At 43.0% G+C, this 21,574-nt stretch carries 20 protein-coding genes and 1 pseudogene; 14 read left to right on the forward strand and 7 right to left on the reverse strand.

Annotation, left to right across the window (positions count from 1 at the left end; all coding sequences use genetic code 11):
• Positions 1 to 545: 545 nt before the first annotated feature.
• Together Xmir_RS03005 and Xmir_RS03010 are read left to right on the forward strand one after the other, a co-directional pair.
• Complete coding sequence (locus Xmir_RS03005) at positions 546 to 1,235, forward strand: FadR/GntR family transcriptional regulator (RefSeq protein WP_099113078.1); 690 nt, start codon at positions 546 to 548, stop codon at positions 1,233 to 1,235.
• A 66-nt stretch (positions 1,236 to 1,301) separates the two neighbouring features.
• The gene (locus tag Xmir_RS03010) at positions 1,302 to 2,684 is read left to right on the forward strand and encodes a DHA2 family efflux MFS transporter permease subunit (RefSeq protein WP_099112964.1); all 1,383 of its coding nucleotides are present in this window, start codon (positions 1,302 to 1,304) and stop codon (positions 2,682 to 2,684) included.
• Positions 2,685 to 2,689: 5 nt separating this feature from the next.
• Here Xmir_RS03010 and rbsR read toward each other — a convergent pair whose 3' ends face one another.
• The 6 genes and pseudogenes from rbsR to rbsD form a co-directional block, all read right to left on the reverse strand.
• Positions 2,690 to 3,691 carry a ribose operon transcriptional repressor RbsR gene (gene rbsR / locus Xmir_RS03015; RefSeq protein WP_099112965.1) on the reverse strand — a complete coding sequence of 334 codons (1,002 nt, stop codon included), beginning with the start codon at positions 3,689 to 3,691 and terminating at the stop codon, positions 2,690 to 2,692.
• Between the two features lie 2 nt (positions 3,692 to 3,693).
• Positions 3,694 to 4,623: a ribokinase gene (rbsK, locus tag Xmir_RS03020; RefSeq protein ID WP_099112966.1), complete on the reverse strand. Its 930-nt coding sequence runs from the start codon at positions 4,621 to 4,623 to the stop codon at positions 3,694 to 3,696.
• 29 nt (positions 4,624 to 4,652) lie between these two features.
• Positions 4,653 to 5,543: a ribose ABC transporter substrate-binding protein RbsB gene (rbsB, locus tag Xmir_RS03025; protein WP_099112967.1), complete on the reverse strand. Its 891-nt coding sequence runs from the start codon at positions 5,541 to 5,543 to the stop codon at positions 4,653 to 4,655.
• Positions 5,544 to 5,566: 23 nt separating this feature from the next.
• On the reverse strand, positions 5,567 to 6,544 hold the full coding sequence (rbsC, locus tag Xmir_RS03030; RefSeq protein WP_099112968.1) for a ribose ABC transporter permease: 978 nt from the start codon (positions 6,542 to 6,544) through the stop codon (positions 5,567 to 5,569).
• A gap of 18 nt (positions 6,545 to 6,562) precedes the next feature.
• Entirely contained in the window at positions 6,563 to 8,062 is a 1,500-nt protein-coding gene (rbsA, locus tag Xmir_RS03035; protein ID WP_099112969.1) for a ribose ABC transporter ATP-binding protein RbsA, read from the reverse strand.
• Positions 8,063 to 8,072: 10 nt separating this feature from the next.
• Positions 8,073 to 8,421, reverse strand: a pseudogene (gene rbsD / locus Xmir_RS24480) (D-ribose pyranase).
• A gap of 344 nt (positions 8,422 to 8,765) precedes the next feature.
• Here rbsD and ravA point away from each other — a divergent pair.
• Both ravA and viaA read left to right on the forward strand, forming a co-directional pair.
• On the forward strand, positions 8,766 to 10,268 hold the full coding sequence (ravA, locus tag Xmir_RS03045; RefSeq protein WP_099112970.1) for an ATPase RavA: 1,503 nt from the start codon (positions 8,766 to 8,768) through the stop codon (positions 10,266 to 10,268).
• A gap of 4 nt (positions 10,269 to 10,272) precedes the next feature.
• Positions 10,273 to 11,730 (forward strand): ATPase RavA stimulator ViaA, encoded by a 1,458-nt coding sequence (gene viaA / locus Xmir_RS03050; protein ID WP_099112971.1) that lies wholly within the window; start codon positions 10,273 to 10,275, stop codon positions 11,728 to 11,730.
• 3 nt (positions 11,731 to 11,733) lie between these two features.
• On the opposite strand, the gene asnA is transcribed toward viaA, so the two are convergent.
• Positions 11,734 to 12,726, reverse strand: coding sequence for an aspartate--ammonia ligase (gene asnA, locus Xmir_RS03055; RefSeq protein WP_099112972.1), 993 nt, complete (start codon positions 12,724 to 12,726; stop codon positions 11,734 to 11,736).
• Between the two features lie 166 nt (positions 12,727 to 12,892).
• Between asnA and asnC the strand changes: the two genes are divergently transcribed.
• The 10 genes from asnC (at position 12,893) to atpA (ending at position 21,549) form a co-directional block, all read left to right on the forward strand.
• A complete protein-coding gene (asnC, locus tag Xmir_RS03060) occupies positions 12,893 to 13,354 on the forward strand; it encodes a transcriptional regulator AsnC (RefSeq protein WP_047964586.1) in 462 nt (153 codons plus the stop codon).
• 91 nt (positions 13,355 to 13,445) lie between these two features.
• On the forward strand, positions 13,446 to 13,886 hold the full coding sequence (gene mioC / locus Xmir_RS03065; RefSeq protein ID WP_099112973.1) for an FMN-binding protein MioC: 441 nt from the start codon (positions 13,446 to 13,448) through the stop codon (positions 13,884 to 13,886).
• A 375-nt stretch (positions 13,887 to 14,261) separates the two neighbouring features.
• Positions 14,262 to 16,151 (forward strand): tRNA uridine-5-carboxymethylaminomethyl(34) synthesis enzyme MnmG, encoded by a 1,890-nt coding sequence (gene mnmG / locus Xmir_RS03070; protein ID WP_099112974.1) that lies wholly within the window; start codon positions 14,262 to 14,264, stop codon positions 16,149 to 16,151.
• Positions 16,152 to 16,162: 11 nt separating this feature from the next.
• Entirely contained in the window at positions 16,163 to 16,783 is a 621-nt protein-coding gene (rsmG, locus tag Xmir_RS03075) for a 16S rRNA (guanine(527)-N(7))-methyltransferase RsmG (protein WP_099112975.1), read from the forward strand.
• 611 nt (positions 16,784 to 17,394) lie between these two features.
• Positions 17,395 to 17,772 (forward strand): F0F1 ATP synthase subunit I, encoded by a 378-nt coding sequence (gene atpI / locus Xmir_RS03080; protein WP_099112976.1) that lies wholly within the window; start codon positions 17,395 to 17,397, stop codon positions 17,770 to 17,772.
• 31 nt (positions 17,773 to 17,803) lie between these two features.
• Positions 17,804 to 18,628 carry a F0F1 ATP synthase subunit A gene (atpB, locus tag Xmir_RS03085; protein WP_099112977.1) on the forward strand — a complete coding sequence of 275 codons (825 nt, stop codon included), beginning with the start codon at positions 17,804 to 17,806 and terminating at the stop codon, positions 18,626 to 18,628.
• A 50-nt stretch (positions 18,629 to 18,678) separates the two neighbouring features.
• Positions 18,679 to 18,921 (forward strand): F0F1 ATP synthase subunit C, encoded by a 243-nt coding sequence (gene atpE / locus Xmir_RS03090; protein WP_099112978.1) that lies wholly within the window; start codon positions 18,679 to 18,681, stop codon positions 18,919 to 18,921.
• A 55-nt stretch (positions 18,922 to 18,976) separates the two neighbouring features.
• On the forward strand, positions 18,977 to 19,447 hold the full coding sequence (gene atpF / locus Xmir_RS03095; protein WP_099112979.1) for a F0F1 ATP synthase subunit B: 471 nt from the start codon (positions 18,977 to 18,979) through the stop codon (positions 19,445 to 19,447).
• Between the two features lie 12 nt (positions 19,448 to 19,459).
• A complete protein-coding gene (gene atpH / locus Xmir_RS03100; protein WP_047962568.1) occupies positions 19,460 to 19,993 on the forward strand; it encodes a F0F1 ATP synthase subunit delta in 534 nt (177 codons plus the stop codon).
• 14 nt (positions 19,994 to 20,007) lie between these two features.
• On the forward strand, positions 20,008 to 21,549 hold the full coding sequence (gene atpA, locus Xmir_RS03105) for a F0F1 ATP synthase subunit alpha (protein ID WP_099112980.1): 1,542 nt from the start codon (positions 20,008 to 20,010) through the stop codon (positions 21,547 to 21,549).
• Positions 21,550 to 21,574: the final 25 nt, after the last annotated feature.

The following is a 21,574-nucleotide window of genomic DNA, read 5'->3' on the forward strand; positions in this document are numbered from 1 at the left end:
TCCCGCTGCCGCTCGACTTGCATGTGTTAGGCCTGCCGCCAGCGTTCAATCTGAGCCATGATCAAACTCTTCAATTAAAGGTTTGATGCTCAAAGAATTCAACTGGGTTAGTTCGTAATGAATTAACCGTTCAGTCACTCTTCAAGACTTGTATCTTTTTCGCCTTCCGGCGTGGATAGTGTCTTGCGAGTGCCCACACAGATTGTCTGATTAATTTGTTAAAGAGCATGGCAACCGGAAATCTTCTTCCGGGTTGCGAGGCTGCGTATCTTACGCTTTTCGCCTCCGGAGTCAAGCGTTTATTTTCGCTTTTCTCTCACTTCCCTCAGCGGCGTGTCTCAGCTCAGCGTCGGTCAGTGGTGGCGCATTATAGGGAGTTTTACGGCGCTGACAATAGTTTTTTTGCATTTTTTTTCCGTTCGTGTTTTTTTTCAACAAATTTGACGTTTTTGTTCTTTTTTCGCCCTAAAACTGGTGAAATGGACAACAATTATTAAATATATGCAGTAGGATAACGAATTGAATAAAGGGGAGGGATGGCATCTATGCAGTTAAAAAAACAGAAAAATACGGAAAAAAAGAATCTGTCCTATCTTTTGGCTGAACAAATAGGCCAGCAAATTCTTTCTGGTGTGTATACCGCTGGAAGTCTTCTGCCTGGCGAAATGGAATTGACCAAACTCTTTGATGTCAGCCGAACGGCTGTACGGGAAGCAATAAAGATTTTAATCGCTAAAGGAATGTTGTTATCTCGGCCCAGAATCGGTACACACATTATGCCTGCCAGCCACTGGAACTTTCTTGATCAAGATTTATTAAGGTGGTGGCTAACTCCCTCTAATATTAATGAGGTCATGACACATTTCCAACAATTGCGTCTGATTATAGAACCACAAGCCTGCTTTTATGCCGCCATCAACGCATCCCATATCCAAAAACAAATCATGTCCTCCTTAATCAAGGAGATGTACTTATTGGCTAAGCAATTTGATCGTGAAAAATGGATAAAGGCGGATCAACAACTGCATCACATCATTTATCAGTCTTGCGGCAATCCATTTCTTGGCTCTTTTGTTAATTTGTTGCAACCCGTGTACCAACACTACCTTGAAAAAATCATTTCAGGCAAATCCTTCCGCCTAGAAGCACATAAAGCGATTGTTGATGCAATTATCCACGGCGATAGCCAATTAGCTTTAGCGGAATGCCACAGGTTACTAATAACCAGCGAATAGTTTAATGTATTAAAATATCTTGTATTGACTAATTACCGATCACTACAGAATAAAACGGGATCTCTGATGGTTAAATCCGCACGCAATATGTCGGGCTTGCCTTGGGTTGCAGCCATGGCTTTTTTTATGCAGTCTTTGGATGCCACAATTCTTAACACCGCACTACCGGCAATTGCTAAGAGCCTCAATCATTCTCCACTAGCAATGCAACCTGCCGTTGTTAGTTATACTTTAACTGTGGCGATGTTGATACCCGTCAGCGGTTGGCTGGCTGATAGATTTGGCACTCAACGAGTGTTCATTTATGCCGTTTCTTTCTTTTCATTAGGTTCACTCGCTTGTGCTTTGTCCCACAATCTCTCTTTATTAGTCATTTCCCGGGTGATTCAAGGGATAGGTGGAGCCATGATGATGCCTGTTGCACGTCTGGCATTATTGCGAACATATCCACGCAGTGAACTATTATCTATTTTGAGTTTTGTTACCATGCCAGGGTTACTGGGGCCGATTTTAGGCCCAATGTTCGGTGGCCTGTTAGTCACTTATGCCACATGGCATTGGATTTTCATCATTAATATACCCATCGGTTTGTTAGGCATTATCTATGCCATCAAGCACATGCCTAATTTGACCATGCCAAAATGTCCTTTCGATTTTCTGGGATTCATATTATTTAGTATGGGATTGGTGATGATTTCAGTCAGTTTTGATTTGTTTGGTAACAATTCATTCGCTGGCTATATTCCTGTAGCATTGTTAGCTAGCGGTATGATTATGCTATTAGGGTACATTTTTCACGCCAAAAGACATCCAGATCCCCTTATCGACCTCCGATTGTTTCAGACACACACATTTTCAATCGGTATCGCCAGCAATATTGTGACTCGTTTAAGTACAGGTTCGCTCTCATTTATCATTCCGTTAATGCTACAAGTCGGGTTTGGGTACTCAGCGGTGATTGCCGGAATCATTATGGCCCCGAATGCTATTGGTTCTATCTTCGCTAAATCATTTGTTACCAAGATACTGACTAAATTTGGATATCGAAGTACGCTTATCTGGGCCACGATTATTATTGGTGTGATGATTTCACAGTTTTCTCTACAGACACCGGAAATCTCTATCGCATTTTTGATAATCCCTCTATTTATATTGGGAATGGCGATGTCTACACAATTCACAGCAATGAATACGATTACTCTTGGTGGTCTGAATGATAACAATGCAAGTGCTGGTAATAGTCTGCTAGCGGTCACTCAACAGTTATCCATCAGTTTTGGAGTAACCATCAGTGCGGCAGTGCTTCGGTTTTATGAGTCAATGGAGTATGGCTCAACGGTGAGCCATTTCCACTATACCTTGATTACAATGGGCATTATTACCCTGATTTCTTCTGCTGTATTCCTGTTACTGAATAAAGAAGACGGTAATAACTTACTTAAGAAATAGAGCGATTAACGGCTGGAAACGGAACTACGCTCGATCAATTTTGGCATCAGAACCAGTTCCTTGGGCTCGCTTTCCGGGTTATCCATTCGATACAGTAAGCTATCAATCGCCAGCTTACCCAATTCATCTTTTGGCTGATGGATAGTCGTCAACGGAGGGATAAGATAAGGTGCTATTGCAATATCATCATATCCGATAATAGAAATATCATCCGGTACTGAAAGACCCGCCTGATATAAGGCCTGATAAACACCAATCGCCATAGCATCATTTGCCGCAAAAACTGCTTCGGGAATTTCAGGTAATTGGAGGAGTTTTTTCATTGATAACAATCCCCCTGCAAATTCATAATCACTGTGGATTTCATAACCATCTGGTATCTCAAGCCGAGCATCTCTCATTGCTTTTCGATATCCAGCCAAACGCTGACGGGCAAGAGATGTATTCTGTAAGCCTGCGATACAGGCAATTTTGCGAAACCCCCGATTAATCAGATAAGTTGTGGCTAATTCTCCTCCAAACAGAGAATTATCTTTAATAACATCACTAGAAGCATCAAAAGGAGACCAATCCAATGTCACTATTGGCACTAGCGGATATCGCAATAGAAAGTCTTTAGGTAGTAATTTATGTTCAGAACTCATAATTAAAAGGCCATCAACGCGTTTTTGCAGTAGTGTTTCCATACTGTGTAGCATACGTGTAACGTTACCTTCGGTATTACACAGGATTAAGCTGTATCCCCGTTCATAACAGTTCCGTTCAACTCCCCTGACAATTTCAGAATAAAATGAGTTATCACTGGCAGTAACCAGCATCCCGATGGTTTTTGTTTGCTTGATTTTCAGGCTTCTTGCCAATGCGGATGGAACATAGTTCAGCTCTTCAATAGCCGCATTAACTCTTTTTTTCACATTCTCACTAACATAACGATTGTCATTAATCACATGAGAAACAGTTGATGTTGATACACCTGCCAGACGGGCAACATCCTTCATGGTAGCCATGGTTAATCCTGTTCAGATAGAAATGCCTCAATTTCATGTCGCCACGGAACCGCAGGCTGCGCCCCCTGACGTGTCACTGCAATCGCAGCCGCAGCATGAGCAAAGCGGATCGCCGACAACATCTCTTTTCCTTCCAGCAATCCTGTTACCAAGGCGCCATTAAATGTATCCCCCGCAGCAATCGTATTGATCGCTTTCACTTTAAATCCGGGAACGACTCTACCTTCCTTACCTTTCTCACTTAACCATGCACCTCGGCTACCCAATGTGATAATGACTGTTTCTATACCTTTATCATGTAAAGCTTGGGCCGCTTTCCTCGCTCCCACCTCATCTTTTACGGCAATGCCAGTCAAGCATTCCGCTTCGGTTTCATTAGGTGTGATAATATCCACCAGCGAAAGCAACTGAGCTGATATTTTCTGTGCAGGAGCAGGATTTAGGATTACTTTAGTGTGGTGATTTTTGGCCGTTTCAATGGCTAGTTGTACTGTTTCCAGTGGTGTTTCGAGTTGCAACAGTAACGCATCTGCCTCTTTGACCGCCTGTTCATAGCGAAGGAAATAATCTGGAGTTAACGCCCCATTTGCCCCTGCGTTAATGCCAATAACGTTTTCACCCTGCTGGTTGACAAAAATTAGGGCAACGCCTGTTGTTTCTCCCTCAATAACTTCAATTGACGAGGTTTTGACATTATCCTTCACCAATTGTTGGCAAATGTGTTCTCCAATATCATCCTGACCAACGCAAGCAATAAATGTAATATCAGCACCACAACGACCAGCCGCAACTGCCTGATTTGCGCCTTTGCCTCCGAATGCAACCTGATACTGTTCTCCTTTCACTGTTTCCCCTGGTTGAGGAAAAGATTCGAGATTCAATATGTGATCTGCATTGATGCTACCCATCACCACAAGTTTTGCCATGCTCATTACATTTATTCCTGCATGAATAATGTTGATTATTTCTTAACAACTAATTCCAGTTCAACCGGAATGGTGGCGTCAACTTTTTCATCTTTTAACACTTTGTCCGCGGTCTGAACACCAATGATACCAATTTGATCTGGACGCTGTGCGATCGTTGCCCCCAATTTACCATTCTGTACTGCCTTAAGGGCATCGTCAGTGCCATCGAATCCGACAACCAACACATCTTCTTTACCAGCTGTCTGCAACGCTCGTAATGCACCAAGAGCCATTTCATCATTTTGAGCGAAAACGGCTTGCACTGATGGATGAGCTGTCAGAAGGTTCTGCATGACATTCATCCCCTTTGTGCGATCATAGTCAGCGGGCTGGCTGGCCAACATATTGAATTTGTGCTTTTGAGCTGCCTGACCAAAACCTTCACCACGTTCACGCGCACCTGAAGTTCCTGGAATACCTTCCAGTTGAATGACTTTGACATTACTACCTAATTTTTCAGCGATAAAATCAGCAGCCATTTTTGCACCTAAACGGCTGTCGGAAGCAATATAGCTGATCACATTGCCCTTATTTGCTAATCGGTCAAGAGTAATAACAGGAATATTCGCCTTATTTGCCATGATCACCGCATTACCAACGGCATCCGAGTCAGTTGGGTTAATTAACATCAATTTTATGCCACTAACTGTCAAATCCTGTACATTGGCCAACTCTTTTGCCGGGTTATCCTGAGAATCAAGCACAATCAGGTTATATCCGAGTTTATCAGCTTCTTTTTGTGCGCTATCTTTCATTGTGACAAAGAAGGGGTTATTCAAGGTTGAGATAACCAATGCAATGCTATCTTTCGCCAGTGCATTAGCACTCATAGTGGCACTCAATGCCATGACGGAGAGAATAGTTGCCAGCTTCTTCATTTTCATGGTGTTTTTCCTATTGGGTGAGATTAGTTATCTACTTTTGTTTTGTTATCAATCAAGATCGCCAGTAAAATCACAACTGCCTTGACGATCATTTGATAGTTGGAAGAAATACCTAATAAATTCAATCCATTATTCAGAAAGCCTAAAATCAGCGCACCTATCAACGTCCCAACAATCCGCCCTTTACCTCCAGCCAGACTGGTTCCACCTAATACAACCGCTGCAATGGCATCCAGTTCATAACCACTTCCTGCCATCGGTTGGGCAGAAGATAATCGGGCAACTTCAATGATGCTTGCCAATGCTGCCAATAGACCACATAGGGAATAAACGATTATTTTTATTTTATCAACATTGATACCCGATAAACGTGTTGCAGATTCATTTCCGCCTAATGCGTAAATGTAACGACCAAGACGAGTGTGATGAAGGACAAACCAAGCCGCAGCAAAAACCAGCAACATAATCCACACTGGTGTTGGTATTCCCAGAAGACGCCCAATACCGAACCACCCAAACAGATCAGCATTATCACTGAAACCTGTATTGATAGGACTCCCATCGGTATAAACCCGAGTCACTCCACGTAACAATAACATCATCACTAATGTTGCGATAAATGCCTGAACCTTACCTTTTGCAACAATCACGCCAGTACACGCACCAATAGCCGCCCCCAATGCTAAGGCATAGGCAACAGCCACCAATGCATTAACATCACTACTTACCATTGATGCCGCTATTGATCCTGTCAACGCCAACAGAGAACCAACAGATAAATCAATCCCCGAAGTCAAGATAACCAATGTCATTCCCACAGCCATAATGGCATTAACAGATGTTTGTTGAAGGATGTTAAGGAGGTTATTCAATGTGAAAAAGTTGGGGCTAAGGAAAGAAACAACCACAATCAGAGTTAATAACGCAATAAGTGATTTTTGTTCCAAAAACCATGTTTTGGTAAACCAACGCTTGGAAGTTAGCGCCGTATTAAAATTCATATCCATTATCCTTAATTTTTAAGCTGCACCGTATTGTTTACCAACCGCAGCAGCCATCAGCATTTCCTGAGAAACATCATCCACACTGAATTCTCCACTTATTCCACCTTCGTGCATCACTAAAATGCGGTCACTCATTCCCATCACTTCCAGCATCTCAGAAGAAACCAAGATAATGCTCAAACCTTCTTTTTTGAACTGATTGATAAGTTGATAGATCTCTTTCTTCGCCCCTACATCTACGCCTCTGGTTGGCTCATCAAGGATTAAGACTTTTGGACAAGTCATCAACCCACGGGCAATTGCCTCTTTTTGTTGATTACCACCAGAAAGCAAACTAATAGATTGTTCCATGGAAGGGGTTTTGATATTGAATAACTTGATGAAATCAGCAACTGCTTTTTGTTCTGCCAAATGATGCAATCGATAGAAATTTTTACTGAAATAATGCAGAAAGGTGAGGGACATATTCTCTTTAACCGACATACTTAAGACTAATCCATCACGTTTACGATCTTCTGAAATATAGACAATACCATTAGCCAGACCTTCTTGTGGATTCCGGATAGTCAGAGGTTTTCCATCCAGCAAGATCTGGCCTTCAGTTTTTGGCAATGCCCCGTATATAACCTTCATCAATTCAGTACGACCTGCGCCCATCAAGCCAGATATTCCCAAAATCTCCCCTCTATACAGAGAAAAACTGACATTTTTGATCCCAGAGCCAGACAGATTTCTAATCTCCAACCACTTTTTACCAAGCGGTAAAACCAGACGGGGATACTGCTCACCAAGCTTGCGTCCCACCATCATTTCGATCAATCGCTCCTCATCCAGAGCATTAATGGGGTGCTCACCAATAAACTGCCCATCGCGTAATATCGTCACATCATCACAAATTTCAAAAAGCTCTTTTAAACGATGGGAAATATAGACAATGCCACACCCTTGCGCTTTCAGTTCCCGTATGACACAGAATAAAGATTCAGTTTCGGTATCAGTCAAGGCATCTGTCGGTTCATCCATAATGATGACTTTAGATTGGAAACTCAGCGCTTTGGCAATTTCTACCATTTGCTGCTCACCAATGGATAATTCAGAAACAAGCCGATAGCTGCTATAGCGAATATTTAAACGCTTCAGCAAATTATCAGCTTCTGCATACATTTTTTTCCAATTAATTATGCCCAATTTATTGACGAATTCACGTCCCAAAAAAATATTTTCAGCGACCGTCAACTGGGGAATAAGGTTTAATTCTTGATGAATAATACTAATCCCTGCTTTCTGAGAGTATTTGGGGCCAGAAAAAAGCACATCTTTGCCAAGATAACGAATAGTGCCAACATCTTTTGTATAGATACCGGTCAAGACTTTCATCATTGTGGATTTACCGGCACCGTTCTCGCCGACTAACGCCATCACTTTCCCGGGATAAACACGCAGTGCGGCTCCAGACAATGCTTTTACCCCAGGGAAAGCCTTATCAATCCCCTTTAACTCCAGTAATGGCTCCATCATAATAACCTCAGAAAGTTACACCAGAGCAAAGGAGGATATTGGTATAAGGAGAACATTCTCCTGTACGGATAATCGCTTTGCTCTTCCTCTGTTTTCTCTTTCAGAATGCTATGACTGACATACTTTACCGCAATTGCGTTTCCCTGCTGTGTTTCAAGATCAGAAATATGCTTAATGATTTGCTCATGTATTTGAGGATTATGTTCAATAATTTCAGCGGCCAAAATGGCTACTTCAACTTGTACTTCTTTAATAACATCAAAAACAGATAATAGATCGGGGATTCCCTAGGTTAGCGCTAAATCAATTCGCTGGATAAACGACGGGATAGGTAATCCCACATCACTGATAGTGATCTAATCCGTATGCCCTAAACGAGAAATAATAGCTGAAATATCAGAATGTAATAAAACATCATTTTTATTTTTTATTAACTCCTTAGCGAAACGTTTCGCTAAGGAGCCATAATATAAAGCTAAATATCAAAGACAACATGATTAATAAGAAAATGTGATCACCATAGAAACATTTAGAGAACAAGCAAATAGATAAAAAAATCCAACTTATTGAATAAATTAAGCTGAATCGTTTTTTTTAAACGCACTACTGAAATTCAATAAATCACTCTCAAAATCTTTGCATAGATTGAATTTTACCTATAAATAAAGGAAGGTAACTATCCAGCCATGGTGTCAATAATATGCAATTGGTCGAGAAAATATCTCAGTTATGCCAGTATCTGGAAAGTGGCTTATACGAAAGACGACAAGCCATTCGCCTTTGTTTGCTGTCCGCTTTATGTGGAGAGAGCGTTTTTCTCCTTGGTCCCCCCGGCATAGCTAAGAGCCTGATCGCCCGTCGGCTCAAGTTTGCATTTCAAAATGCACGCGCTTTTGAATACCTGATGACCCGTTTTTCCACTCCAGAAGAAATCTTTGGCCCTCTTTCCATTCAAGCCCTCAAAGACGAAGGACGTTACCAACGCCTCACCGAAGGCTATTTGCCTGAATCTGAGATTGTTTTTTTGGATGAAATCTGGAAAGCAGGGCCAGCTATTCTGAATACACTACTGACTGCCATCAATGAAAAGAAATTCAGAAATGGTACTCAAGAAGAGCAACTGCCAATGCGTTTACTGGTTACGGCATCCAATGAACTTCCCGATACAGATAGCGGTTTGGAAGCACTTTATGATCGTATGTTGATCCGGATTTGGCTGGATAAGATTCAGGAAAAGAAAAATTTTCGGGCATTGCTGACTGACCGGAATAATGAAAATGCCAATCCCGTGCCCGCCCATATTCAAATCACTGATGACGAGTTTCATCAATGGCAAGACAAGATCAACCATATATCTCTGCCGGATCATATCTTCGATCTGATTTATCAACTACGCCAACAAATAAACGCTACCGGGAATACACCTGACGTCTCAGATCGTCGCTGGAAAAAATCCATCCGTTTATTGCAAGCCAGTGCTTTTTTCTGTGGGAGAAGTGAGATATCTCCGTTAGATATAGTGCTATTAAAGGATTGCCTATGGCACGATTTAAACACCTTAAAACTTTTATCCCAATTCTTATATACCTTATTGACAGAACAGGCTTATCTGCAACGTTCCCTTATGCAAAAAATGGAGAAGTTATACCAGCAATGGGTACAATTCAACCAAGACAAAAATGACCTTCATCCCCTACAATTAGTCACCAAATCCTCTCTGTTTGGTCGCAAAACCCTTTATTCACTGCCCGAAGATATTGCAGATGAAAAGCTGACTCTGTTTTTACATCCTTCATTAAACAGGCATGATCTTGAAGTCAATTTCATCGAAGTAGATAAAACGTCTCTGGAAAATGTCTTAAAAAATAATACAGGAGAACTCTCTGCCTGCTTAAATGGTATTGGTTTTCCGCAAACCATCACGGCAGAAATCAATGAAAAGAACCAGCTTACCGTGCTGGATATTAGCCGTAATAGCGCCGTTCTTTGCCTATCTGGAAAAAAATCGGTAACAACAGAAAAAACTAATAACGAATGGCATGAAAAACTGATATCCATTAATGACGAAATTCAACAGCAACATAATTTATTTAATCAGCATCAGCCCTGTTTATTTATAGAAGAACATTGGCTTGTCAGCATTGAGCAAAGTTTTCTTCAATTAACCGAAAAACAGCAACAGTTGAGATCAAAAATGGGATAGTGACATGTTAACACTGGCCACACTCGATCTCTTGCTTTCCATCAATGAAGGTGAGCTGATCGAAGAGATCATTTTGACACTGTTGGGTACTCCCCAATTGGCTATTTTCTTTGGTAAGTTTCCAAGACTTAAACATACATTGCTGAAAGATCTTCCTGCATGGAAGCAAACCTTGCATCAAAGAATAAAAGAAACTCTTATTCCAGCCCCACTGGCTGAAGAATTTCAGTTATACCAACATTTACAGACAGCCAACACGACAGAATTTTACCAACGGCTACCTGAAATCATAGAGAAACTCCAACAACTTTCATCCCCTTTTGCCAATGAGGCCGACTCACTGTTCAAGGCATTATTTGAACACACCCACTCAGAGCAAATTCTGTTTCTTCAACGATGGCGAATCAGCCTAATCCTGCAAGTAACAACATTTAACAAGGCATTATTAGAACAAGAAAAAGAACAGTTACTGGCAGAGATCCAGAAACAATTAACTCTCAGCGGTAATCTCGATCCGATATTTGATCACAATGATCGCGCCGCAAGCCGATTATGGGATATGAGTAAAAGCCAGCTACATCTGAACTCAAACAATATACAGCTATTCACCCTCTACGCTGACTTTCTCAGGCAACAACCTGAGCTAGAAAAACTGGCGCAATTGCTTGGCCGTAGCCAAACTGCGAAACCCATTCCCGAAGAAAGCCATGTTCTTGAACCATTCACCCAAATTGAAAGAATGCCGGATACCGTGCCAGAGCAGGTCAGCGGGATTCGACAAAGTGATGACATCTTAAGGTTGTTACCTGCTGAGATGGCCATGCTGGGTATTAAAGAGCTGGAATATGAATTTTATCGACGGCTGGTGGAAAAAAAACTGCTGTCTTATCGCTTGCAAGGAGATAACTGGCAGCAAAGAACTGCGCTAAAATCCGTTACTCATCATCATAATGAAGCCCAACCACGAGGACCCTTTATTGTTTGCGTGGATACCTCAGGTTCAATGGGGGGATTTAATGAACAGTGCGCTAAAGCATTTTGTCTGGCGTTAATGCGTATCGCACTGGCAGATAACCGTTACTGCCATATCATATTATTCTCTACGGAACTCGTTCACTATGATTTGACATCACTGGATGGACTCACTCAAGCAGTACATTTTCTGGGACAAACGTTCAAAGGGGGAACTGATCTGGCATCCTGCCTGAATGCAACCGTTGAAAAAATGAAAGAGAATATCTGGAAAGATGCTGATACTGTTGTCATTTCAGATTTCATTGCCCAACGTTTGTCAGACACTCTAATCCATCAGATAAAAAATCTGCAACAGCATCAACAGCACCGCTTCCATGCGGTCTCCCTTTCCCACTATGGAAAACCCGGTATCATGCGGATATTTGATCATATCTGGCGTTTTGACACCGGGATCACAAGCCGTTTACGGCGAAGATGGCAAAATTAAATTTTAGAGCACACCTTCAACAGATTCGATAATTTCTGGTGACCAAACCCCACACTGAACCTGACCAATATGCGCCATTTGCAGCAGCAGCATGACCAAACGAGATTGACCAATGCCACCACCAATGGATTGCGGCATATCACCTTTGATCAGGGCCTGATGCCAGTCCAACTGTAAGCGATCTTCATCACTGGTCAGAGCAAGCTGACGTTGCAGCGCTTCCGCATCAACACGAATACCCATTGAAGAAATTTCAAAAGCATCCTGCAAAACCGGGTTCCAGACAATAATGTCACCGTTCAGGCCGAAGAAACCATCACTGTTCAGTGTTGTCCAATCGTCGTAATCCGGTGCGCGGACATCATGCGCTTGATCATCAGACAGCTTGCCACCAATGCCCATCAGGAAAATTGCACCAAACTCTTTAGCGGCCTCACGCTCACGACCTTTAGCATCCAGATCAGGGTAACGTTTCAGAAGCTCCTCGCTGTGGATAAAGTGAATTTGATCTGGCAGGAACGGTGCCAGACCAAATTCCTTACTTACAGCTTGTTGTGTTTCTTTTATTGCTTCGTAGATTTTACCTACTGTCTGTTTTAAATAGTCTAGTGAACGCTGACCTTCACCCATCGTTTTCTCCCAATCCCACTGATCAACAAAAACAGAATGGATAGGGGTCAAGCGATCTTCATCAGGACGCAGAGCCTTCATATGGGTATATAACCCTTGTTCAGCTTGAAAACCAAAGCGACCTAGTGTTTTGCGTTTCCACTTCGCCAGAGAATGAACCACTTCAAACGTTGCATCTGGCAAAGTTTTCACTTTCACTTGCACGGCTTTTTCATGGCCGGACAGGTTGTCCTGAGTACCGTCACCAAGGCGGCTCAGGATAGGCCCCTGAACTTCGATTAAACCAAGTTGTTTCTCTAGCAGACGGGAAAAGTATGATTTCACAAAACTAATCTGCTGCTGTTTTTCAATGAAGGATGTTTTCATGATGCTGTTCTCAAAATTTTTTAGTGGCCCTGTGTCCTGTTGATATAGATTAAGCAACAAAATGAGGTACAAATTCAATATCTGATAATAAAAATATTGTATAAGATTAATAAACGATAATTTTTACACTAAAAAAATGAATATCATTTAAAAATGGGGGTTAAAAATGGCAGAAATTTATCAGATCGATAATTTAGACCGTGACATACTTCACGCTTTAATGGAAAACGCACGTACGCCTTATGCAGAATTAGCAAAAAAATTCGCAGTTAGCCCGGGAACTATCCATGTTCGCGTAGAAAAAATGAAACAATCTGGGATTATCACAGGTACTCGGGTTGATATCAGTGCCAAGCAACTGGGGTTCGATGTGTGCTGCTTCATTGGCATTATATTAAAAAGCGCCAAAGATTATCCCGCAGCATTGAAAAAACTCGATATGCTCGATGAAGTTGTTGAGGTTTATTACACCACAGGCCATTACAGCATTTTCATTAAGGTCATGTGCCGATCTATCGAAGCCCTTCAGGACGTACTTATCAACAAGATCCAAACGATTGATGAAATCCAGTCAACAGAAACTTTGATCTCTTTGCAAAACCCGATTACAAGGACAATAAAACCTTAAACCAGAAAAGTGCTTAACCACATTATCCACAGGTAGATCCCAATAGACTCACAGCGTACAATAGTTGCTCTTTAATTTAGCAAGGATCATGATGAGCACGATAACCTTAATTAGCGGCAGTACAATGGGTAGCGCCGAATACGTTGCCGAACATATGGCTGAGATCTTAGAAAATAACGGGTTTTCAACAGAGATGCTTCATGGTCCTTCATTGGATGATCTTCCTCTTGAAGGCCTGTGGCTTGTCGTTACTTCAACACATGGAGCGGGGGACTTACCTGAAAATCTCCAACCTCTGGCAGATACGATCACTCTACAACAGCCTGATCTAAGCAATATAACATTCGGCGCTGTCGGAATTGGCAGTTCTGAATATGACACATTCTGTGGTGCTATAAGATCACTTGAACGCTTATTAGAGGATCACGGAGCAAAACGGATCGGGGATCGACTGGAAATAGACATTCTGCAACATGAAATTCCTGAAGATCCAGCCGAAGAATGGGTTAAAGAGTGGTCAAAGTTACTCTGATCCGATTAAAAATATAACGATCAACTGTGGATAACTCATCTGAAAAGCAGGGGTTAACCCGTAGTTATCCATTTGATAATCGAGTTTCAATCAAGTGGCTGTGAATAACTCCGCATTTAGATCCCAGCTTATACTGACTTGGATCACGGATCATTCACAGCAAATGATCCTTTACAGCATCATGATCTTTATATGGAAAATCCACTTATCCACAGATGATCGCGATCCTAATAAAAGATCCAATAAAGAGATCTTTAAATAAAAAGATCTTCTTTTAAATAATGATGATCTCTCCCTACTTGGTCTGAGGTCCAAACTTGAGTAGAATTCTCTCCCCAATGCATATGAAGCATTCTCACAATTGAAGGTTCGAACATGTTTTATCCAGAGCACTTTGACGTCATCATTATCGGCGGAGGTCATGCCGGTACAGAAGCAGCAATGGCTGCCGCACGTATGGGGCGCCAAACCTTACTACTGACTCACAATATTGATACTTTGGGCCAGATGTCATGTAATCCAGCCATTGGTGGGATCGGTAAAGGGCATCTGGTAAAAGAGATCGATGCACTTGGCGGTCTGATGGCAAAAGCCACAGATCAGGCAGGTATTCAATTTAGAACACTCAATGCCAGCAAAGGCCCTGCTGTTCGGGCAACGCGGGCACAAGCAGATCGAGTACTTTACCGACATGCCGTAAGAACCGCGTTGGAAAATCAGCCTAACTTAATGATCTTCCAGCAGCCGGTCGAAGATCTCATTGTTGAGAACGATACTGTTACAGGTGTTGTTACTCGTATGGGATTAAAATTCAAGGCCAAATCAGTCGTTCTGACTGTAGGAACTTTCCTTGATGGAAAAATTCACATCGGATTGGAAAACTACAGTGGCGGACGTGCCGGAGATCCTCCTGCGATCTCATTATCTCACCGCTTGCGTGAACTGCCTCTACGCGTAGCACGCCTGAAAACAGGTACGCCACCTCGCATTGATGCGCGATCCATTGATTTCAGCCAGCTTGAACAACAATTAGGTGATAATCCGACACCTGTATTTTCATTCATGGGGAATGTGGATCAACATCCACGACAAATTCCATGCTATATCACTCATACCAATGAAAAAACCCATGAAGTGATCCGCAACAACTTGGATCGCAGCCCGATGTACGCAGGGATCATCGAAGGGATCGGCCCTCGTTACTGTCCTTCCATCGAAGATAAAGTCATGCGTTTTGCCGATCGGAACGCTCACCAGATCTTCTTGGAACCAGAAGGACTTACCAGTAACGAAATCTATCCAAACGGCATCTCAACCAGTCTGCCATTTGATGTACAGATGCAGATCGTCCATTCAATGAAAGGGATGGAAAATGCTCGCATCATTCGTCCGGGTTACGCGATCGAATATGACTTCTTCGATCCACGCGATTTAAAACAGACACTGGAAAGCAAATTTATCCACGGTTTGTTCTTTGCAGGTCAGATCAACGGGACCACAGGATACGAAGAAGCCGCAGCACAGGGATTGCTGGCAGGTCTCAATGCTGCACGCTATGCCGCTGGTGAAGAAGGGTGGTTCCCACGTCGTGATCAGGCTTATATCGGCGTTCTGGTTGATGATTTATGCACGCTGGGGACGAAAGAACCTTACCGTATGTTTACATCCCGCGCGGAATACCGCTTGATGCTGCGCGAAGACAATGCTGATCTTCGCTTGACAGAACAAGGCCGTAAACTAGGATTAGTTGATGATCTCCGTTGGGAACATTATTCCCGTAAAGTTGAAATGATCGAACAAGAACGTCAGCGTCTGCGTAATATCTGGGTACATCCTCACTCTGATAGTTTGGGGGATATCAACCAGATCTTGAGAACAGCACTGTCAAAAGAAGCTAATGGTGAAGATTTACTGCGTCGTCCTGAAATGAATTACCAATTGCTGACATCCCTGCCGCGTTTTGCGCCTGGGATCACAGAGCCGCAAGCCGCAGATCAGGTTGAGATCCAAGTGAAGTACGAAGGTTATATCGCTCGTCAGCAGGAAGAGATCGAGAAACAACTGCGTAATGAAAATACTGCATTGCCGGTTGATCTGGATTACCAGCAAGTCAGCGGGCTTTCCAATGAAGTTATTGCAAAATTGAATGACCATAAACCAAGCTCTATTGGTCAAGCTTCACGTATTTCAGGCATTACACCAGCGGCCATTTCTATTTTGCTGGTATGGTTGAAAAAACAAGGTTTATTGCGTCGTAGCGCCTAAGGGGAAAGATTTTGCTTAACAAATTGGAATCGCTGTTGGCGACAACCAGCATTGAGTTATCGTTGGAACAGAAACAGCAGCTTGTAGCCTACGTTGATATGCTCAACAAATGGAATAAGGCCTACAATTTGACCTCTGTTCGTGATCCAAAGCAGATGTTGGTTCGGCATATCATGGATAGCATTGTTGTTAACCCATTTCTTCAGGGAACGCGATTTATTGATGTGGGAACAGGGCCTGGCTTGCCGGGCATCCCATTGGCTATTGTGCGACCAGACTCCCATTTCACTTTATTGGACAGTTTGGGAAAACGTGTTCGTTTTTTACGTCAGGTTCAGCATGAATTAGGTTTAGCCAATATCGAACCTGTGCAAAGCCGGGTTGAAGAATTTATCCCTGAACCGCCTTTTGATGGTGTGATTAGCCGTGCATTTGCATCTCTGCAAGACATGCTCTCATGGTGCCATCATCTTCCTAAGCCGCTTGAAGGACGTTTTTACGCACTGAAAGGTGTGTTACCGGAAGATGAGTTGGCTCAATTGCCCACAGGGATCGTCCTTGAGAAAGCGATTTCTCTTCAGGTTGCAGAGTTGGATGAACAGCGTCATCTGGTTATTCTTAAGTCAAACTAACTTTGTTATTTGTCAATAAAAATATAAATAATTAGTGATGCTAACCACATTTAAGATGTTGCTAGCATTACTAATTATTCCTTTCCATGGTTTTAATTTTATTTACTGGTTGTTCACAGAAAAACAACGTTATTTTTATATTGATATGATTTTTCTTTCTGATGATAGCTATCGATTTTCTTTATAAATAAAATTTAGAGAAAGTGAGCAAAATAAACATTTAACCTTTTTCATCGATATATCAGATAAAATTTTATAGGTATAATATTAATTGATTGATTTTAAGTAAAAAAAATAAAAAATTTTTATCACATACTTAATGATAAAAATAATTGATGGATTTTGTTTGGTGTGATACGTATCACGTTTAATTTCGCGTTTATCCCATTAATCGTTGCAGAATATTAAAGGGTATTTGTGAGCAATCTAGCACCAAAGTTAGAAATTTAAATAATTATTCACTTTTTCGCTACTTATGGATTGAATTCATTTTGGCGGCCCGTATAATTTGCACGTTTTTGTCACTTGACACTCTTAAGCAAAGCCAGTTTTATACAACATTCAGCAAGACCTGATATGTGATGGTGTACCTCAGGGAGAAAACAAAAGTCATGTCTGTATCCCTTTACAGCGGTAGAACGGCACTGAAACTGTTACTTTTGCAGTTAATGACTTTTGTTATTCTCAGTGTAGCTTTTTGTACCAAAAGTATAGAGTGGGGCGCTTCTGCTTTTGCAGGTGGGTTGGCATGTTGGCTACCAAATGTCATTTTCATGCTGCTTATCCGCTTCCAAAAAGCGAAAGAAGAAGGTGTTCCAGTACGGATTGCATGGTTTTTCGCGATTAGCGAAGGGGTTAAAGTTATCATTACGATAACTGTGCTGATAGTCGCTTTAGGGGTGTTCAAAGCGGCATTTGCACCACTTGGTGTGGCCTATTTAGCGGTGCTGATTGTGCAGATCATCGCACCTGCCGTAATGAACGGTTAGCGTTTTTAACAACAAAAGGGTAAAAAGCATCATGTCTGCATCAGGAGAAGTTTCAACTTCGGAGTATATAAGCCACCACCTGAGGCATCTTCAGTTGGACTTGCGTACTTTTGAGTTGGTCAATCCCCACGCTAGTGGTTATGAGGCGACGTTCTGGACACTGAACATTGACTCGCTTTTTTTCTCTATCGTATTAGGGATGTTGTTTCTATTTGTATTCAGAAGAGTCGCGGTTCGTGCTACTGATGGCGTTCCGGGTAAATTCCAGACTGCAGTAGAAATGGTAATCGGTTTCGTTGATAACACCGTTCGTGATATGTATCACGGAAAGAGCAAAGTGATAGCCCCACTGGCTTTGACTGTGTTTGTTTGGGTGTTACTGATGAACGCATTGGACTTACTGCCAATCGATTTCATTCCTTTGATCGGTGAACATGTCTTCGGCTTACCTGCTCTGCGTATTGTTCCAACAGCAGATGTCAGTGTTACCTTGTCGATGGCTCTGGGCGTCTTTGTCCTCATTCTGTTCTACAGCGTTAAGATGAAAGGAATTCGTGGTTTTGCGAAGGAGCTGACATTACAGCCTTTCAACCATCCACTGTTTATTCCAATTAACTTAATTTTGGAAGGGGTTAGCTTGCTGTCTAAACCTATATCACTCGGTCTGCGACTGTTTGGTAATATGTATGCCGGCGAATTGATCTTTATTCTTATTGCGGCTCTCTTACCGTTTTGGTCACAGTGGTTACTCAGCCTGCCGTGGGCGATTTTCCACATACTGATTATTACGTTGCAAGCCTTTATTTTCATGGTTCTGACGATTGTTTATCTCTCGATGGCATCTGAAGAGCATTAATTTTTATCAATCATTAATCGTGTTTTAACTGAAACAAACTGGAGACTGTCATGGATATAAACATGGATCTGCTGTACATAGCTGCCGCTATTCTGATGGGTTTGGCGGCTATCGGTGCTGCGATCGGTATCGGCATCCTCGGGGGTAAATTCTTGGAAGGCGCTGCTCGCCAACCTGATCTGATTCCTCTGCTGCGTACGCAGTTCTTTATCGTCATGGGTCTGGTTGACGCCATCCCGATGATTGCTGTGGGCCTGGGCTTGTATATGATGTTCGCTGTTGGTGGTCAATAAAATAGCAGAACTGCAAATTACGCCAATTCATTAATTGAAATAGAGGTATTGTGCCGTGAATATTAACGCAACAATCCTCGGCCAGGCCATCGCGTTTGTCCTGTTTGTTTTGTTCTGCATGAAGTATGTATGGCCACCAATCATGGCGGCCATTGAAAAACGTCAGAAAGAGATTGCTGACGGTTTGGCTTCAGCAGAGCGTGCCAAAAAGAACCTGGACTTAGCGCAAGCCAATGCGTCCGACCAACTGAAAAAAGCGAAAGCTGATGCACAAGTTATCATCGAGCAGGCTAATAAACAAAAAGCCCAAATTATTGATGATGCTAAAGCAGAAGCCGAGCTGGAACGTAACAAAATTGTCGCGCAAGCTCATGCTGAAATTGAAGCTGAACGCAAGCGCGCTCGTGAAGAGTTACGTAAACAAGTTGCGATGCTGGCTATCGCAGGTGCCGAGAAAATCATCGAACGTTCCGTGGATGAAGCTGCTAACAGCGACATCGTTGATAAACTGGTCGCTGAACTGTAAGGAGGGAGGGGCATGTCTGAATTCGCTACGGTAGCTCGCCCCTACGCCAAAGCAGCTTTTGACTTTGCTGTAGAACACCAATCTCTTGAACACTGGCAAAATATGCTGGCGTTCACTGCCGAGGTCACTCGCAATGAGCAGGTTGGTGAGCTGCTTTCCGGTTCATTGGCACCGGAAACGTTAGCCAAAACCTTCATCACCATTTGTGGTGAGCAGGTTGATGCGCATGCTCAGAACTTTATTCGTGTAATGGCAGAAAATGGTCGCTTGCTGGTACTGCCAGAAGTCTTCCAGCAATTTATCCAATTGCGTGCGTCACTTGAATCAACCATTGATGTTGAAGTGATTTCTGCGTCCGAACTGAATGAGCAGCAGCAGGCTAAAATTTCTGCGGCGATGGAAAAACGTCTGTCACGCAAAGTGAAGCTGAATTGCAAAATTGACAAGTCTGTTATTGCCGGTGTGATTATCCGCGCAGGTGACATGGTGATCGATGGCAGTATTCGTGGCCGTCTGGATCGTTTAACAGACGTCTTGCAGTCTTAAGGGGACTGGAGCATATGCAACTGAATTCCACCGAAATCAGCGAACTGATCAAACAGCGTATTGCTCAGTTCAATGTCGTGAGCGAAGCTCACAATGAAGGTACGATTGTTTCCGTTAACGACGGTATCATTCGTATCCACGGTTTAGCCGATGTCATGCAGGGTGAAATGATCTCTCTGCCTGGCAACCGTTACGCAATTGCACTGAACCTGGAGCGCGACTCCGTAGGTGCGGTTGTCATGGGTCCGTATGCTGACTTAGCTGAAGGCATGAAAGTCAAATGTACTGGCCGTATTTTGGAAGTACCTGTTGGTCGTGGTCTGCTTGGTCGTGTTGTTAACACACTGGGTGAGCCAATCGACGGTAAGGGCGCTGTTGAGCACGATGGCTTCTCACCTGTTGAAGTGATTGCGCCGGGCGTTATCGATCGTCAATCCGTTGACCAGCCTGTCCAGACAGGTTACAAATCTGTTGATGCCATGATCCCAATCGGCCGTGGTCAGCGTGAGCTGGTAATCGGCGACCGTCAGACGGGTAAAACTGCTCTGGCTATCGATGCGATCATCAACCAACGTAATTCTGGTATCAAATGTATCTATGTTGCGATTGGTCAGAAAGCCTCTACCATTGCTAACGTAGTTCGTAAACTGGAAGAGCACGGTGCGCTGGAAAATACCATCGTTGTTGTTGCGTCCGCTTCAGAATCAGCGGCTCTGCAATATTTGGCACCATACTCTGGTTGTGCGATGGGTGAATACTTCCGTGATCGTGGTGAAGATGCACTGATTGTTTACGATGACCTGTCTAAACAGGCTGTTGCATACCGTCAGATTTCCCTGTTGCTGCGTCGTCCACCTGGACGTGAAGCATTCCCTGGTGACGTTTTCTATCTGCACTCCCGTCTGTTGGAGCGTGCAGCGCGTGTTAACGCTGAATATGTTGAAAAATTCACCAATGGCGAAGTGAAAGGCCAAACAGGTTCTCTGACTGCACTGCCAATCATTGAAACTCAGGCGGGTGACGTTTCTGCGTTCGTACCAACAAACGTTATCTCTATTACTGATGGTCAGATCTTCCTTGAATCTTCCCTGTTCAACGCAGGTATCCGTCCGGCGGTTAACCCAGGGATTTCCGTATCCCGTGTAGGTGGTGCTGCTCAGACTAAGATCATCAAGAAACTGTCTGGTGGTATCCGTACCGCTCTGGCTCAGTACCGTGAACTGGCTGCATTCTCCCAGTTTGCTTCTGATCTGGATGATGCAACACGTAAGCAGTTGGATCATGGTCAGAAAGTAACTGAACTGTTGAAACAGAAACAGTATCTGCCGATGTCTATTGCACAACAGGCTCTGTCCCTGTTTGCTGCTGAGCGTGGCTATCTGGAAGATGTCGAAATCGCGAAAGTGGTCAGTTTCGAAGCTGCGTTGTTGGCATATGCTAGCCGTGAACATGCTGATCTTCTGAAAGAGATTGACCAGTCTGGTGATTACAACGGAGAGATTGAAGCTAAGCTGAAAGCTCTGTTGGAATCCTTCAAGGCGACTCAGTCCTGGTAACACTATTCGGCCCTGTTTGATTCCG

The sequence above is a fragment of the Xenorhabdus miraniensis genome, from assembly GCF_002632615.1.